Origin of the sequence: Pseudoalteromonas xiamenensis (assembly GCF_030994125.1) — a bacterium.
GTDB classification, from domain to species: domain Bacteria; phylum Pseudomonadota; class Gammaproteobacteria; order Enterobacterales; family Alteromonadaceae; genus Pseudoalteromonas; species Pseudoalteromonas xiamenensis_B.
Window position 1 is genome coordinate 3465463 of the sequence record NZ_CP099917.1, and the last position, 15386, is coordinate 3480848.

15 protein-coding genes are annotated in these 15386 nt (G+C 43.3%); 7 read left to right on the forward strand and 8 right to left on the reverse strand.

Features of this window, described 5'->3' with window-relative positions:
* Positions 1-35 precede the first annotated feature (35 nt).
* Positions 36-590, forward strand: coding sequence for a GNAT family N-acetyltransferase (locus NI389_RS16195; RefSeq protein WP_308360866.1), 555 nt, complete (start codon positions 36-38; stop codon positions 588-590).
* A 307-nt stretch (positions 591-897) separates the two neighbouring features.
* Positions 898-2238, forward strand: coding sequence for an amino-acid N-acetyltransferase (gene argA / locus NI389_RS16200; RefSeq protein WP_308360867.1), 1341 nt, complete (start codon positions 898-900; stop codon positions 2236-2238).
* A gap of 29 nt (positions 2239-2267) precedes the next feature.
* Here the strand turns inward: argA and NI389_RS16205 are convergent, their stop codons facing one another.
* Entirely contained in the window at positions 2268-2861 is a 594-nt protein-coding gene (locus tag NI389_RS16205) for a carboxymuconolactone decarboxylase family protein (protein ID WP_308360868.1), read from the reverse strand.
* A 63-nt stretch (positions 2862-2924) separates the two neighbouring features.
* Between NI389_RS16205 and NI389_RS16210 the strand changes: the two genes are divergently transcribed.
* Positions 2925-3533: a MarR family winged helix-turn-helix transcriptional regulator gene (locus tag NI389_RS16210; protein ID WP_308360869.1), complete on the forward strand. Its 609-nt coding sequence runs from the start codon at positions 2925-2927 to the stop codon at positions 3531-3533.
* Positions 3534-3585: 52 nt separating this feature from the next.
* Positions 3586-4662 carry a PAS domain-containing protein gene (locus tag NI389_RS16215; RefSeq protein ID WP_308360870.1) on the forward strand — a complete coding sequence of 359 codons (1077 nt, stop codon included), beginning with the start codon at positions 3586-3588 and terminating at the stop codon, positions 4660-4662.
* A 66-nt stretch (positions 4663-4728) separates the two neighbouring features.
* On the opposite strand, the gene NI389_RS16220 is transcribed toward NI389_RS16215, so the two are convergent.
* The 3 genes from NI389_RS16220 to smpB form a co-directional block, all read right to left on the reverse strand.
* A complete protein-coding gene (locus NI389_RS16220; RefSeq protein WP_308360871.1) occupies positions 4729-5787 on the reverse strand; it encodes an efflux RND transporter periplasmic adaptor subunit in 1059 nt (352 codons plus the stop codon).
* An 8-nt stretch (positions 5788-5795) separates the two neighbouring features.
* Positions 5796-8900, reverse strand: coding sequence for an efflux RND transporter permease subunit (locus NI389_RS16225; protein ID WP_308360872.1), 3105 nt, complete (start codon positions 8898-8900; stop codon positions 5796-5798).
* Between the two features lie 177 nt (positions 8901-9077).
* Positions 9078-9560 carry an SsrA-binding protein SmpB gene (gene smpB / locus NI389_RS16230; RefSeq protein ID WP_308360873.1) on the reverse strand — a complete coding sequence of 161 codons (483 nt, stop codon included), beginning with the start codon at positions 9558-9560 and terminating at the stop codon, positions 9078-9080.
* A gap of 135 nt (positions 9561-9695) precedes the next feature.
* Between smpB and NI389_RS16235 the strand changes: the two genes are divergently transcribed.
* A complete protein-coding gene (locus NI389_RS16235; RefSeq protein WP_308360874.1) occupies positions 9696-10133 on the forward strand; it encodes a type II toxin-antitoxin system RatA family toxin in 438 nt (145 codons plus the stop codon).
* Positions 10133-10453: an RnfH family protein gene (locus tag NI389_RS16240; protein ID WP_308360875.1), complete on the forward strand. Its 321-nt coding sequence runs from the start codon at positions 10133-10135 to the stop codon at positions 10451-10453. The genes NI389_RS16235 and NI389_RS16240 overlap by 1 nt, the downstream gene beginning before the upstream one ends.
* A gap of 81 nt (positions 10454-10534) precedes the next feature.
* On the opposite strand, the gene NI389_RS16245 is transcribed toward NI389_RS16240, so the two are convergent.
* Positions 10535-10894 (reverse strand): outer membrane protein assembly factor BamE, encoded by a 360-nt coding sequence (locus tag NI389_RS16245; protein ID WP_308360876.1) that lies wholly within the window; start codon positions 10892-10894, stop codon positions 10535-10537.
* A gap of 107 nt (positions 10895-11001) precedes the next feature.
* On the opposite strand from NI389_RS16245, the gene NI389_RS16250 reads away from it, so the two are divergent.
* Positions 11002-11301, forward strand: a complete 300-nt coding sequence (locus NI389_RS16250; protein ID WP_308360877.1) for a GIY-YIG nuclease family protein — start codon at positions 11002-11004, stop codon at positions 11299-11301.
* Here NI389_RS16250 and NI389_RS16255 read toward each other — a convergent pair.
* The 3 genes from NI389_RS16255 to NI389_RS16265 all read right to left on the reverse strand — a co-directional run bounded on the left by NI389_RS16255 (position 11247) and on the right by NI389_RS16265 (position 15288).
* The gene (locus NI389_RS16255) at positions 11247-12137 is read right to left on the reverse strand and encodes a M20/M25/M40 family metallo-hydrolase (protein WP_308360878.1); all 891 of its coding nucleotides are present in this window, start codon (positions 12135-12137) and stop codon (positions 11247-11249) included. The genes NI389_RS16250 and NI389_RS16255 overlap by 55 nt on opposite strands.
* Entirely contained in the window at positions 12118-13296 is a 1179-nt protein-coding gene (locus tag NI389_RS16260; RefSeq protein WP_308360879.1) for a tetratricopeptide repeat protein, read from the reverse strand. The genes NI389_RS16255 and NI389_RS16260 overlap by 20 nt, the downstream gene beginning before the upstream one ends.
* A gap of 84 nt (positions 13297-13380) precedes the next feature.
* The gene (locus NI389_RS16265) at positions 13381-15288 is read right to left on the reverse strand and encodes a methyl-accepting chemotaxis protein (RefSeq protein ID WP_308360880.1); all 1908 of its coding nucleotides are present in this window, start codon (positions 15286-15288) and stop codon (positions 13381-13383) included.
* Positions 15289-15386 lie beyond the last annotated feature (98 nt).

Consider the following 15386-nt stretch of genomic DNA (forward strand, 5'->3'; position numbering starts at 1 on the left):
TCCGTTTATCAATATGGTTTTAAAGGAATTCTAAAATGAATAAGAAATTGGAAATTTACTCGGAGCGTTTGCAATTGCGGCCTTTGGCAAAGGAAGACTGGGTGCTTTTTGAAACATTACATCGAACGCCAAGTGTTATCGCTCAATGTTTTGACCCACCGACCAATAAAGAGCTTCAACTGAAATTTGCGGAGCGGTTGGGGAGCGGGAATCACAGTACATCAATGCCATTGTGTTTATGTGTTCTTACGCAGGATGGTCAAAAAATAGGGATTTTGGGGTATTCATTTAACGAAAAACAGGTCCGTGAAATTGGCTATCTTTATTTACCTGAGTTTCATGGTAAAGGATACGCAAGTGAAGCACTAAATGAACTGATTCGTTGGTGTGAGATAGAGATAGAAGTAACCGAATTTGCCGCGGTCGTTTCCGAGGGCAATGTTGGATCGATGAAAGTACTTGAGCGTGCAGGCTTTACTCTGATGTCGATTGAGAAAGATGCCTTCCAAATTGGCGGAGAGAAAATCACTGACTATTATTTTAGCTATCAAAAAATGGAAGGCGCATCTTCTGATGACTTGCGGAGGTAAAGATAGCTGCGTCAACACAGCAACGGGATAACATAATTTAGTGATGAATAAATACTCATTGTGAGTCTTGTTGCATTGCGTTTAAGCCTGCGGCAGCATAAAAAGAACCGTCAAAGTGTCTTGCATAAGCTTTACGACAGAACGGTCATAAACAAATGTTTACTTGGAAATTGAGAAGCGCATAAATTAGCGAAATAAAAAAATGATAAAAACGAATATTAATTCTTTATTTGTGAATATAAATTCTCTATAGTCACCTTTCTATTGTTGAGATTGGCTCACGTTTTATAAAGAGGAAAGTAAATCAGTGCGTACAACCGAACTTGTTGATGGTTTTCGTCAGTCAGCACCTTATGTTAATGCTCACCGCGGCAAGACCTTTGTGGTTATGCTCGGTGGAGAAGCGGTAAATCAACGTGGTTACCGCAGTATTATTAACGATGTGGCGCTATTAAATAGTCTTGGGATTAAAATTGTGCTGGTATACGGCGCTCGTCCTCAGATTGATGAAGCATTGGCGATGTCAGGCATTGATTGTCAATTTCATGAAGGCGTCCGTGTGACGGACGATGCGTCGTTTAAAGTGATCAAACAAGTCGCGGGAGCGATGCAATTAGATATTACTGCGCGCTTGAGCACGTCTTTAAGTAGCACGCCAATGATGGGAAACCACATTAACGTCGTAAGTGGTAACTTTGTAATCGCTCAACCTTTGGGCGTTGACCAAGGGGTGGATTATTGTCATTCAGGTCGTGTTAGACGCATTGATGTAAATGGCATCCGTCGCCAATTAGACACCAATGGGATTGTATTACTTGGGCCGGTGGCGGCTTCAGTTACCGGTGAAAGCTTTAACCTAACGGCAGAAGAAGTCGCGACTCAAGTAGCACTTAAGTTAAAGGCCGATAAAATGATCGGTTTTTGTATGGAGAGTGGTGTTGTCGATGAAAAAGGTGAAGTAATTCCTGAACTGATGCCAAACGAAGCGGAGAAAGTCGTTGAGCGCTACCGCAAAATTATTCCACCGTGCATGAGTACAGTTGCTTTTTTACAAGCGGCTATCGAGGCGTGTCGTGGAGGCGTGCATCGCTGTCACATTGTCAGTTACTGCGAAGATGGTGCATTGCTGCAAGAGTTATTCTCGCTCGATGGGATTGGTACGCAAATCGCACCACAGAGTTCGGAGCAACTCCGACGCGCCTGCATCGGCGACATTGGTGGTATTTTGGATTTGATCCGTCCGCTTGAGGAACAAGGCTTTTTAGTGCGTCGTTCTCGTGAACAGCTTGAAATGGAAATTGAACAATTTAGCGTAATAGACCGTGATGGTCTGATTATTGGATGTGCGGCGCTTTACCCATTTCCTGAAGAAGAAGCTGGAGAGTTTGCGTGTTTAGTGGTACATCCACAATATCGTGATGCTGACCGAGGCAGTGTATTGCTGCGCTCTGTGATTAACCAAGCGAAACACATGCAGTTCAAAACACTGTTTGCATTAACAACACGTAGTATTCATTGGTTTTTAGAGCAGGGCTTTGAATTTGCGGATGTTGAAGATTTACCGGCGAAGAAAAAATCGCTATACAACTACCAACGACGTTCAAAAATTCTAAAACTAGATTTGTCAACACTGACACAAGCTCGATAAGAAAGCGCGCCGAGCGCGCTTTCACTTTACTACTGGGTATGTTTACCTACCTGCCAATCCGACGTCGTTAACAACGTTTTCCCTGCATCAATTGCTCCGGTTTCCAATGTCGTTGCCATTGAATCATTCCAACGGTTTAAATAGCCAAAAAGTGAGATAACGCCAAGAATTTCGACGATTTCTCCTTCGTCCCAATGCAAAGATAGATTGCGTTCAATGATTTCATCTACGGCATTAGGAACACTTGAAGCAGCAAGTGCAAATTCAAATGCGGCTTTTTCCGCGGCACTAAACAACGTGCTTTCTCTAAATTGCCAAATGGCAGCCAAGCGTTCATCACTACCGCCATAGCGCTGTGCAGCTAAGATCGTGTGGGCCTGGCAGTAGTTACATCCTGTGTTTGCTGAAGTTAGATAGCCAATGAGTCGCTTTTGTTCAGAGGTGACTCGGCCATGATTTTCCATTACCGCTTTGTTCAAATTAATGAACGCTTTTGCAATATGCGGCCTACGCTGCATGGTCAACACACTGTTTGGACAAAACCCTAACGTTTCATTGAAAAAGGTCGCGAGCGCTTTAACTTCTTCATTTGCATCTTGCGGCAAAGGGGTAACTAATGGCATGGTATATTTCCTGTTGTTTATTTATGTTGCATATGCAACATAATGTAAGAGTGTTTGAAATAAATGTCTACAAAAAAACCAACACAAGCACGAAGAGATGCTTTTGTACTTTCGACAGAGATTGAAAAGCCTTTTGATTTATTGGCTCATTTTCCGTATCGAATCGCGATAGTAAGCAACTTACTGATCTTGGATAGAGATCCTTTAATTCGCTACGAAATGGATCTCGATGCGCGTTCAATTCGAGTACTTTTAAACATCGGGTCATACTCACCGATTACGGCAGCGGACGTTGCCTATCAGTCGAGACTGGATCCGTACTCTGTGACCAGAGCAATAAACGACTTAACTAAACGCGGCTTAGTGAAACCGGCAGAACTTTCCGTGGGCAGAGCAAAGCCGGTAATGTTGAGTGATGAAGGCGTTGTACTCTATCGGAAACTGGTTGAATTAATTGAATTTAGGACAGAGAAGCTACTTGCTGGTTTGGAAAATGATGATATTGAACGATTGAAAGTGACCCTTGCCGCCATTGAGCACAACGCTGAAGCTATGCTGGCCGAGCATGGTCAGATTGTGGAATCTAAGGGGGAAGTCTTACTCGTGAACAGCAAGAATTTTTTCGGTGGCAGCAGCGAAGTAATGGGAAATAATTCTTTCGCTAGATTCTGACAAGGTACGAATTGCTGACTAGACTTTCAGTAATCTGCTTTGGAGAATTTGTATGTCAGTGAGAGAACAAGAGCTTGAAGAACACATGTTTTTCGGTCAACTCGTCGCGCAATGCTCGGCTCTGGAACTTTTGAAACAGCTTTTAATGCACTCGCATCATGCAGTGGTCATTACTGACGCCGATGAAGACAATGGGCATAAAATTGTTTATGCAAATCAGGTATTTTGCAAAAATACCGGCTATTCATTGGCGGAACTCGTTGGCATGTCGCCGAGAATACTTCAAGGCCCTGAAAGTAACTTTCAAGTGATAAAAAGGATAAAACCAGAATTAGCCGAGAAAGGTTTTTTCTATGGTGCATCGGTCAACTACCGTAAAGATGGTTCGATTTATCCTGTTGAGTGGAATATCAGCGAAATTAAAGATACGGACGGTAAGGTCACGCATTACATTTCAATCCAAAAAGATTTGACCAATATGAAGCACTTGGCCACTCAAATCCGCGATTCAAATAAAATTTTTAAACAATTCTATATTAAACACAGGTCAAGTATTGAGAGAGGACTACGGAAAGAACACGAGGTGGTCGATGCGTTAATACAAAACGAAAAAATTTACGCGTCGAGTTTGCGAGATGCAGACACCAGTGAATTGTTTGAAGAGGCATTCTTCGACTTTTCGCCCGGTATGAATGGAGCGCTTGCAGGCAGAGATGAAAAACCCCCGATTTCTGCTGAAGTATTTATGTCTGAGCAACCAATCGAAGCCAGTGACCTATCTGCACTTCTTGAATCAATTGAAGAAGTGGACACCGAGATTGGGTTCTTGGAATCACAAGGTATATCACCACAACGAATTAAAAATATCGCTCAACGTTTTCAAGAAGTGGCTAACAATCTGTATTTTTGTATTGAGTTCAACGATGGAGCACTCATCATTGATGAAGTAGCGAAAAAACTGGCGATTGTCGAAAATGCACAAGATATTCCTTATCCTTTTTTGGTTGCTTTCAACAAAGAAGTATTTGATTGGTTAAGCGGAGTATTTGTCAGCCAAACTGCAGACAATGTGTTTCATGGTGAAACGCATTCGGTTGCAGCAGGGCATCAATTACTTGCATTTTTATAGTCGAGTCGGTGTTTTAGAAAGATGAGGTCACAAGGCAGGTTGAATCGTAACCTGCCTGAGAGGAGGTTATTGGATTTCTACGGCTTGTCCGTCATTTAAACGTTCAGCACCGCGAACCGCTATTTTGTCCCCAACTTTTAACAATGACGTATCTTCAGGGGTGATTTCAACACGATTTCCCTGTCCTTTACCGACTGTAACCGTAACTCGCTTCGCTGTATTGTCATCGTTAATTTTAACAATATGTACGCCACCTTGACGAAGAATAAGTGCATCACGGTCAACAAGCAGCACATTCTTTTGGTTAAGCAGCGGCACGGTAACATCAACCAATTGCCCACTTGCCCATTTACCTGAAGCTTGTTTTTCAAGTGTGGCGCGAATTTCAAAGGTTTGAGAACGAGTATCTGTAGCAGGAATAATCGCATCAACCTGAGCTTCTGCTCGAGCCGTATTGAGACTACTGCTCGATTGAATTTTTACAACCTGTTGCAAAGAGACAGCATCAATGTATTTCACTGGGACGAAAACTCTGACTTCTAAGTTGTTAATATCAATAAACTTTACAAGTTCATCTGCACGATTAACCTCACTGTTTGCCATTTTCATCCGTTCGCTTACCACACCATCGAAAGGAGCACGAAGCGAAGCACGATTTATCTTGTCGTCGACCTGCCGTAAACGAATTTCAGCCATCGCGATGTCCGACTTAGCCAGATCGCGTTGATTTCGCATCGAGTCCACTTGTGACACAGCGGCACTGTTTGTTTTGGCAAGCGACGTTAATCGGGTAAGCTCTTGTTCATAAAAATGCAAATTGATTTTGGCGCGATTCAGAGTCTCTTGATACTGTGCCTTTTCGAGTTCGAGCGAAATGGTATCAATTTTAGCAATCAGCTCACCTTGCTTTATATAGGAACCCGGAGGCATCACCATTTCAAGCAATCCTGCCGTCCCCGCGGCTAATTCAACATCGTTTTTACCATTGACTGTTCCATGGATTTGCAACTCAGAAATAAGGGGCTCCGATGTTAAGTTTTCCACTTTTACTGGAAGTGCGGCCCACGCCTCTGGGTAAATCCACAAACATGCAGACAATAATAGAAATTTTGATTTGCCTAACATAATAACTCCTATTGATTGGCAACTAAATTGAGATGCGGCTTCTGCGATTCTTGTTTACTTGTTGGTTTTGGTTGTTTCCCAAGAAGTAGCAGGCTTGGCATCAAGAAAAGCGTAAATATTGCACTGACCGCCATACCGCCAACGATAACGGTAGCGAGGCCCCGATAGATTTCTGAGCCAACGCCAGGCATGAGCATCAATGGCAGCATGCCAAAGAGGCTAGTTAAAGTACTAAGATAGACAGGACGAGCACGAATAAGTACTGCTTGCTTTACTGCTTCTGATTTTGTTAAACCATCACGTTCCCCTTCGCGTGTTTGATCAACTAGCAAAATGGCATTATTGACGACCAGACCAAGCAGAATGATAAAACCAATCATCGTCAGTAAATCGAGAGACTGGAAAGTAAACAAATTTAATAACCACAGTGCAATGACTCCACCTGCTACCGCCATAGGCATGACAAGCAACACCAAGATGCTATCTTTTGCAGACTTGAATAATGCCGTCATCAATAAGAAAAGAATAAACAGCGCTAGAAAGAAATTGATGGTCATTTCATCAATAGCAGAATTCATCTTTTGCGCATTGCCAGCCAATATAGCACTGGAACTTGCGGGGAGCACGGCTTTCACTTTAGGTAATACTTGGGTTTGAAGGATTGTTTGTGCTTCTTGTAAGCTCATACTTGCGGGTGGTGTTATTAGGACACTGACAGTACGTTTTCCATTAATCCGACGAAGTTGTGTTGGGCCCACAGTGCGTTCAATCGACGTCAATTCACCAAGTGTTTGAATTCCGGACAACGGTGTTGAAATAGGGAGTTCGGACAACTCTTCCGGATTCTGCCATGGTTTTGAACGTAAAATGACGTTCATGCGTTCATTACCGTTAAAGTACTCACTGATAAACATACCATTGGTAAACGCTTGCACTGCTTGAGCTACGTCTTGACGTGTTAATCCCGCTTGTGTGATTCGACGATCGTTTGGTGCTAGACGCAATTCTGGTTCTGACAAGTCGAGACTGGGCTGTGGCTGAGCCGTTGCATCAGGCATGGCCTCCGTTACAGCGGCAAGGGCTGTTTTTGCCGCATCCAACAATGCGGGCATGTCTGGGCCACTCAAATCCAAGTTTATGGTGCGACCATCTCCGCCATTTGCTACTTGGATCATCGAGCCACGGAACAGAAATACTTGTGTATCAGGTAGGTCCGTGAAAATTTCTTCACGTGCGACTTTCATCAATTCTTCTACACGTTGTGGGTCAGCGGAGTAGACAAAGCCTCCTGCATTTGAACCGAAAACATAGAAGTTGTAGTCTTTAATATAGGGTGCTTTCTCTTTATGGTAATGCGGGTCAAGCCTTGCTTTGACGCGTTTTGCGAGTTCATCCTCCATGTAACCAATGTTGCCACCTGGAGGGGTAATAAGTGAATAAAAGAATCCGTCAGTTGGCGCTCTTGGCATAAAGTCTGTCTGTGGCAACATTAAAATGGTAATGGCGGCAGAACCGCCCAAAAGCGCACCAATCCAAGTAAGTTGTTTTACCTTGGTGTTGGTCGATTTCATAATTGTTGCGGTTAAGCGATGCCAATACTTCGAAAAAGGGTCGGCTTTAGGCGTTTCTGGCCAATAACGGTTTGCAATAGGGATTAATGTGACTGCGCTAATCAGCGAGGCAACCACTGCAATGGATAAGGTTAGTGCTAGATCGGAGAAAAGCTGGCCTTCGATACCTGCCATAAATAAGATGGGCAGGAAGATAGCGACGCTGGTTGCTGTTGATGCAAATAAGGCTCCTGCAACTTGTGTTGCCCCGCGAAGCGCCGCTTTATTGTTTTCGAGCCCCTCCGATTTAAGACGGCTTATGTTTTCTTGAACGATGATGGCCGCATCCAACACTAAGCCAACAGCAAAGGCGAGTCCGGCAAGAGACACAACGTTCAAACTGCGGTCAAATGCCGCTAATGCAAGAAATGCGACACACAGTGAAACGGGTATCGTCGAGGCAATAATCAACGTGGTTCGGATACCACGTAAAAATAACCATAAGATACTGAGCGCGAGCAGTACACCGAGACCTAGGTTGCTTTTCACCAATTGCAGAGCATTACGGATATGAACGGAAGCATCGTAGCTGAGCTCGATTGATAGACCGGCTTCTTTCAACACACCTTCATTAAGCTCTTTAAGTGTTTGGTTCAATTCGTCGAGAACAGCAACGGTATTAGCCCCGTTGCTTCGCGACAGTGTAATGTAATATGCGGGCTTGCCATTTCTTAATGTAAGTGCTCTACGGTCTGTCGTCGTTTCAGAGACTTCTGCGATGTCCCCCAAGTAAATAGGTCTTTCTTGAGAATAGCCAATGCGCATTTGTGCGAGATTATTGATATCGTACTTTCCCGTAAATCGTACAGTATATTGACGTCTTCCTACGTCAGCGACACCACCTGAGGTGTCGTTTGCGGAAGCAAGAGTACGACGAATATCGTTAATACTTATGCCCAGCGCAGCCGCTTTGTGAGGATCGAATGTAACACGAAGCTCTTTGGGACGTTCGGAGGCTAAGTTAACTCGAGAAATACCAGGGATACGTGCAAGACGTGGTTCAATTAAGTCATCGATGGCTTTTTGGTACTGGGCCATGTCCGTGTGTTCGCCATACACCAATGGCACGACAAGTAACGTAGCGACATTGGGGCCGCCCGCCTGACCACTGCCACCGGCACTCACAATTGGATCCATTGCATCAAGTGGTAAAGGTGGAGCTTGGTTTAAATTTGTCAGAACATCGAGTGTCGCTTGCTGCATATCGGTACCTACAGCAAAGGTCAAATTGATTGAACCAAATCCCTGGCTAATATTGGTGTTTACTTCGAGTGCCCCAGGGGTGTTTTTCACCGCGTTTTCAAGGGGCTCAATGATCATGGATTCCATCTCTTCCGGTGCAGCCTGCCGCCATCCGGAAATAATGGTAATTTGAGGCTCCTCGATATCTGGTGTGAGTTGAATAGGGAGCTTAAAAATACTGAGTGTGCCAAACAAGGCAACTAACACCAGCACAACGATTACGCCAGCTGGGTTTTTGAGTGCAATTTTGGTTAAGTTCATAATTCTATTTTTTGTATACCACTGCTTGACTGTAGTGTAGTGATAAATGAACGTCTAGATAACGCATAAATTGCAACAAAACATGTATCGGTAAGGTGAATCCACAGAAAAACGTGTTGAATTAAGAATGCAGAAAAATTGATAAGCCTGAGGGGGGATTTATATAAAAAAGGCAAGTTACCTTGCCTTATGTTTCATTAATCTGTCTTTATCTCGAGCCCAGTCACGGTCTTTAATGTCTGCTCGCTTATCGTGAGTTTTCTTACCTTTGGCAAGATGGAATTCAAGTTTCACCCAACATTTTCGCCAGTACATTGCCGTAGCAATGAGCGAGAAACCTTCACGTTCGACAGCACCGACTAAACGGTCTAATTCTCGGCGACTCAACAATAGTTTACGATAGCGCATTGGATCGCAGATAACATGAGTCGATGCACTGTTGAGAGGTTGGATTTGGCTACCTAACAGGAATGCTTCGCCATCTTTTAAATGGATATAGGTATCTGAGATATTTACTTTACCTGCGCGAATACTTTTTACTTCCCAACCTTGTAACTCAAGGCCAGCTTCGTATTTGTCGTGCAGTGCATACTCATGGCGTGCTTTTTTGTTTAACGCGATGGTATTACTGGTTGATTTAGGAGATTTTTTCTTTGTCATAATGACGTAGTTTACCTTTAAAGCTGAAAACTTGACAGTGCTTTTTCTTTTCCGTTCAAAAATGTCGTAAGCGACTAAAACATGGCATATCAACGAGAAAGGCTGATAGAATACCGCAAAGTATTTGGAGTAACTATGCCGCAGATAGAAAAAAGTGCATTGGTCATGTATAGCACCAAAGAGATGTTCGACTTAGTCAATGAAGTGAATGCATACCCTGAGTTTTTACCGCATTGTTCTGGTGCAAAAGTCATTGCCGTAGAAGGTCAAAAAATGACGGCGAGTTTGGAAATTTCCAAGGCAGGTATGAGTAAATGGTTTACCACTGAAAATCAGCTGGTAGAAAATCACGAAGTTGCTATGCAGTTAGTAGACGGCCCTTTTAAATTTTTAAAAGGGCGTTGGCAATTTATCGCGTTGGATGAACACGCTTGTAAAGTAGCGCTTAAATTAGACTTTGAGTTTTCAAATAAGTTGGTAGAGCTTGCTTTTGGTAAAGTGTTTAACGAGGTTGCTAAAAACATGGTGGCGGCTTTTACACAGCGAGCTAAACAGGTATACGGAGTCCGATAGTGATCAAAGTGGAAGTTGTTTATGCATTACCACAGCAGGCCACGTGTTTGTCTGTTGATGTGGCTGAAGGTTCAACAGCTGAGCAGGTGGTTTTACAGTCCGGTATTTTGGAAAAATGTCCAGAAATTGATCCAACTAACTTAACGTTGGGCATTTGGAATCGAACCTGTAAAGGTCATCAAGTTGTTCGCGAAGGGGACAGAATAGAAATTTATCGCCCTTTGATTGCAGACCCTAAAGCTGCTCGCAGAAATCGAGCAGAAAAAGCCAAGCAAGAAGGTCGAGCAAACCCGGTGACAGGCGGAAGACCGCTTAAATAACGCTAAACAAAACAGGCACCATAAGGTGCCTGTTTTGTTTAGACTGACTGTGCGTAAGTCCAATGTCCACGCCGAGTTTACTTATTTCTCAAGAGGTACATTAAAATCTTTAGGTGTTTCAAAATCACCTTCAATTTTGGTCAACTTGTCGTTATCGAAATACACGGTGAGCTTTTGGCGTTCTTCAGTGTCACGACCCAAATTCAGGGTATAGGCATAATGCCATGAGTCGTTACCAAAGGCGTCTTTTGCAACAGGATTACCAAGTACAAACAACACTTGCTCACGCGTCATATTGATCCGTAGCTTATCTATATCGCTTTGTTCCAAATAGTTACCCTGAGGAATGTTGATACGATAAACCCAGTTTGCACAACCAGACAAAGAAACAATGAGTAGCGCTGAAAAAAGTCGCGCTAGAAGCGTTTTATAAGACAACATGATTTGGTGTATCCTTATTTTTTATAGCGAGCATCATACTGTAGTGGCTAAGAAGATTAAATACTCTTTTGGCTAAGTTCGACCATTCAAATTGAAGAAAGTTTATTGTGAGTGAAGAAAAAGCGGTAATTTGGTCATTGTACATCGTTGAAACAGCAACAGGTATTTGGTACACCGGCATCACGCCAGACGTGGAAATGCGTATCGCAAAACACGAGTCTGGCAAAGGTGCGAAAAGCTTACGAGGGAAGGGACCTTTAAAGCTTATTTTTCAAATAGCGGTTGGCAGTAAAAGCGAAGCTGCAATACTTGAATATAAAGTAAAACGATTAACTAAAGCGAAAAAACGCCTCTATGTATCAACTTGTGGCGCGACAATTGAATCGATCAGTTCTGAAACTGCGTAGACAGCATCTTGATAGGCGTCGACATCGACGTTTTGAAATGTATCTCTAACTGAATGATGTTTTTCATCCTCACCCATACCAATGTAAAGAAACGGGATCCCTTGTTTAAAGAAAGGGTAATGATCGGATGCACGGAGCCAGTCAGTTCTTGGTGTGTCAGTCCATTTTCCCAATCGTTTTACCGACTCCGTGTAGCGGAATTTAATATTTAGAGGTGCTAACTGTTGCACGATTTGTTCATAGCCTGAGTGTCTGCTTGATAAAACATACAACGTTCGTTTTTTATTGACCGCCAGCATATCGAGATTGATGTTTAGCCCAATGTTCTCTAGCGGTGTATTGCTTGCGTAATAATGTGAACCGAATAAGCCTTTTTCTTCAGCATCAGTCGCGAGAAATACGATGTCTCGATTAGTTTGCTGTTGTTTCAGTCTATCTGCAAGAAAGAGCAGCGCAGCCACGCCTGACGCATTATCGTTTGCACCTGGATAATATCTACTTTCTACACCACCTAAATGGTCATAGTGTGCGGTGATGATGATGCTCGGTAGACATGGATTTCTCTTGCAGGGTAAAACAGCGAGGACATTGTGACCTCGTTGACTGGCGGACCATCCAGTGTGAAAATCGAATGATTGAATTTGAGGCTTATAACCGGATGCCCGCAGACGAGTATACAAATACTGCGCACTCTGGTTCGGTTCTAACGACCCCGATTCTCGACCTAGATACTGAGGACTTGTTAAGGTTTGCAAATCCCCAATTAATTGAGGATTTGCAATAGAGGTTCCACTCGAAAGGCTAAGTGCAATAAGGCTAATTCTTAACAACCGCATTCAACCACCGTAATTTATTGGTATATTTTAGCTTGTCGTGATCGTAATCCGCGAGTTTATAAGCCGCCTCCAGATTTGCTCGGGCTTTTGAGCTATCACCTAACATGTAGTAAACCTTTGCGATACCAAAATAGCTGAAATGTAGTTGAGGGTCTAAAGTACGTGCTTTTCGATAGTGTGCAAGTGCTCCATAGAGATCATGGCTCTCAAATGCCTCATTCCCTAGCATGATTTGGTAGTAGGGGTTTGCAGCTCGACGTTGCTCTAATCGACTTTCTATGTTGGCGGCTTTGTTTTCTCTTGCTGTCATGCGATAGAGAATGGCTAAATTACCAAGAGCGGTAACATTGTTATCGAGTTCATAGGCGTGATCGTAAGCCCTCTCTGCAGACTCTATTGCGCCGCTTGCTCGTAGCAGCACTCCCAAATTACCCCATGATGAAGAGTATTCAGGATCGAGTTCAATCGCCGCCTTCATGTAACTAAACGCTTGGTCGTAATCTCTTTCAATTAACGCAATTGCGCCTTTATTGTTGTAAAACATTGCGGTGATTCGATCTTTGGTAATGTATTCGGTTTTGAAGTGCTGTTGTCTACTGTTTGGATCAAAGTCAACAATCAACGAATCCGGTTCGGTGAGTGAGTAAGAATAGTAGCCATTGTTGCGAAGACGTTTTTGTGAGACCTTCAAATTTACATGACCAGTTAACAAGCTATAGCCATGACTTTGATCCCAAAATTCAGGGATCATGACACGTTGAAATTGCGACTTTAAGCCAACGTATTCAGACATGCTGTGCGCGAGAATAGACAAGGACAAGCAGTTTGCATTGAGATTTCTAAAGGTCTCGCTTGCCGTCAAGTTGGCACCAGATTGATACGACATGGCGTTATCACCATTTTTCATCAAAAAGGCCATCAATTGTTTAGCGCGCATCACACTGCCATCTTCATCGCCAAATAATCGGTCTAAATTACTTCGAATATCGGCATCTAAAGCAAAAATTTCCTTTTGAGACTCCACGGGCATAGACCGAAATTGAGGTTGTTTTAGAAGCTCATAAGGGTGCGAAGCGGTTGTTTGATTCGTTGTTTGGCATCCCGCGAGCGACAATAAAATGATGAAAACGGAGGTAACTCTAAAAGTTGTTTGGCGCATGGCACTGTCCTCAACTTTTTACTACTGTTCGTTTCAGTGTAGTACGAAAATTGAGGACAGACTATGTTAGATTGTAACGTAATGTTATCGTTCGAACGTGGCAACAAGTGTATCCAATGCACGTGCGGAATCGGCAAGAGCTTGAATTGATTTTTCAGTAGCAAGCTGATCGCTCATGACATCGTCACTAATACCACTAATTTGTTCAATCGTTCTTCCAACATCCGCCACAACATTGCTTTGCTCTTCCGTTGCAGCAGCGATTAACGTGGTCATGTCGTTAATTTGATCGGCGGTATCACTAATAATTTTAATCAGTTCAACAGACGTTTGCATAGTTGAAACACTGTTATCTGCTTGGCGTTTACCTTGCTCAATGCGTGCAACAATTGAATCGGAGGCCAACGTTAATTCTGAAATCATCGACTGAATTTCATCTGTTGACTTCGATGTGCGACTTGCAAGTGCGCGAACTTCATCAGCAACCACTGCGAAACCACGACCATGTTCACCTGCACGAGCAGACTCAATTGCAGCGTTCAACGCAAGCAGGTTGGTTTGCTCTGAAATTCCGCGGATAACATCGACAATATTCGCTATTGCCTGTGTTTTCGTCGCCAGCATGCCTACTTGTTCAGCCATTGCCTCAATGTCGGTTGCAAGCACTAATAAGGTTTTTTGGCTCGACAGAACATGCTCATGAGTTTGGTTTGACTTGAGTTTACTGTCTTCAGTAAGTTTGGCTGTGTTATTTGCACTACCAGCTATTTCTTGAACAGTGGCTCCCATTTCATTGATAGCAGCGGCGACAGAAATGGTTTGTGATTTCTGTTCATCCAATTGCTGTGAATTTCGTTTACTCTGCTTGAATACTTCTTCACTGGCTTGGCGAATATCACTGCTTTCACAAGCAACTTGAGCAATCGCTTGTTCTATCTTCGAGATAAATTGGTTGAACCCGGTTGCAAGCGCTTGCAGCTCCGGTTGAGGGGACTCTGGCACGCGGTAATTCAGTTTCGCTTCACCGCTGCCTAAACGACTAAACGTATTCGCCATCGTGGACAGTGGGGCGCTTAAGGTTCTTGCAAGGAAAAAACTTAATAGCGAGGCTATCACAGCAATTACGATTGAAAAGCTAACAATCTGCCATTGCAGCGTGGTGATCCCTGCGAATACTTCTTTACTTGGCACTTGAGCAATAACGTAAAGTGCGGTGCCTTTAATTGGGCTTGATGCAACGATGGTTTGTTCGCCATTGAGTTTAATTTCTTCAACGGTAAAGGTTTGGCCATTCAGTAATCGTGAAGCAGAAGCACCGTAAAAGTCGCTAAGGGTTGCTTTAGCCACTTTACTCGCGTCACGATGCAATTGTACTTGCCCTCGGCTATCAACAACGAAGACAAAGCCGGTTTTCTCAATTGTCATTTTAGACAACATTGCTTGCATGTCATCGATGCTTTTGGCAAGCCCAGCAAGTCCAATGCCATTGGTTTGTTGATGATTAACAAACATCTTCACGTCGCCAGGCGACTCTTGGTAGATACTGATGGAAAAAGGTTCTGAAGATTGGGTAAAACCAAAAAACCAACCGTCTTGGTTTTGGTTTAGCACACGTAAAAAGCCTTTTTGGTTCCAATATTGTGCTGTTTTTCTGTTTGCCCAAGATGCTGTAACTAGGTCGTATTGCTTAGTTAAACGTGTCAACTCGGATATAAGCACCGATTCGTCCAACGTATTATTTCGCGCAGCCGCCAAAATAAGTTCATTGCTCGACAGTTGCTCTGCAGCATTCTTCAGTTCATTAATTTGCTCGCCCAGTGCTCGATTGATATTTTCAACTTTGCTTGGCAATTCAGACTGCATCATTCGCTGCGCAATCATATTTTCTGAGCGATAAAGTGCAGTCGCTCCGATTAAGATTGAAACAGATAATGCAATGAGGCTCCCTAAAAGGGTAATTTTTTGTGTTATCGTAAAACGCGTGATTAGCATTGGCGTCTATATAGTTACTTCTGGAAATTTCATTCTAGCATAGTGTCGGATTGTTGCGCATCTCGTCAATCCCATTTGTCACCAAATTGTAAAAAAAA

Bases quoted from the DNA above. Each gene is read 5' to 3' on its own strand.
- NI389_RS16195 (WP_308360866.1), top strand. From the start codon at position 36: ATGAATAAGAAATTGGAAATTTACTCGGAGCGTTTGCAATTGCGGCCT.
- NI389_RS16205 (WP_308360868.1), bottom strand. From the start codon at position 2,861: ATGCCATTAGTTACCCCTTTGCCGCAAGATGCAAATGAAGAAGTTAAA.
- NI389_RS16210 (WP_308360869.1), top strand. From the start codon at position 2,925: ATGTCTACAAAAAAACCAACACAAGCACGAAGAGATGCTTTTGTACTT.
- NI389_RS16215 (WP_308360870.1), top strand. From the start codon at position 3,586: ATGTCAGTGAGAGAACAAGAGCTTGAAGAACACATGTTTTTCGGTCAA.
- NI389_RS16220 (WP_308360871.1), bottom strand. From the start codon at position 5,787: ATGTTAGGCAAATCAAAATTTCTATTATTGTCTGCATGTTTGTGGATT.
- NI389_RS16225 (WP_308360872.1), bottom strand. From the start codon at position 8,900: ATGAACTTAACCAAAATTGCACTCAAAAACCCAGCTGGCGTAATCGTT.
- smpB (WP_308360873.1), bottom strand. From the start codon at position 9,560: ATGACAAAGAAAAAATCTCCTAAATCAACCAGTAATACCATCGCGTTA.
- NI389_RS16235 (WP_308360874.1), top strand. From the start codon at position 9,696: ATGCCGCAGATAGAAAAAAGTGCATTGGTCATGTATAGCACCAAAGAG.
- NI389_RS16245 (WP_308360876.1), bottom strand. From the start codon at position 10,894: ATGTTGTCTTATAAAACGCTTCTAGCGCGACTTTTTTCAGCGCTACTC.
- NI389_RS16255 (WP_308360878.1), bottom strand. From the start codon at position 12,137: ATGCGGTTGTTAAGAATTAGCCTTATTGCACTTAGCCTTTCGAGTGGA.
- NI389_RS16260 (WP_308360879.1), bottom strand. From the start codon at position 13,296: ATGCGCCAAACAACTTTTAGAGTTACCTCCGTTTTCATCATTTTATTG.
- NI389_RS16265 (WP_308360880.1), bottom strand. From the start codon at position 15,288: ATGCTAATCACGCGTTTTACGATAACACAAAAAATTACCCTTTTAGGG.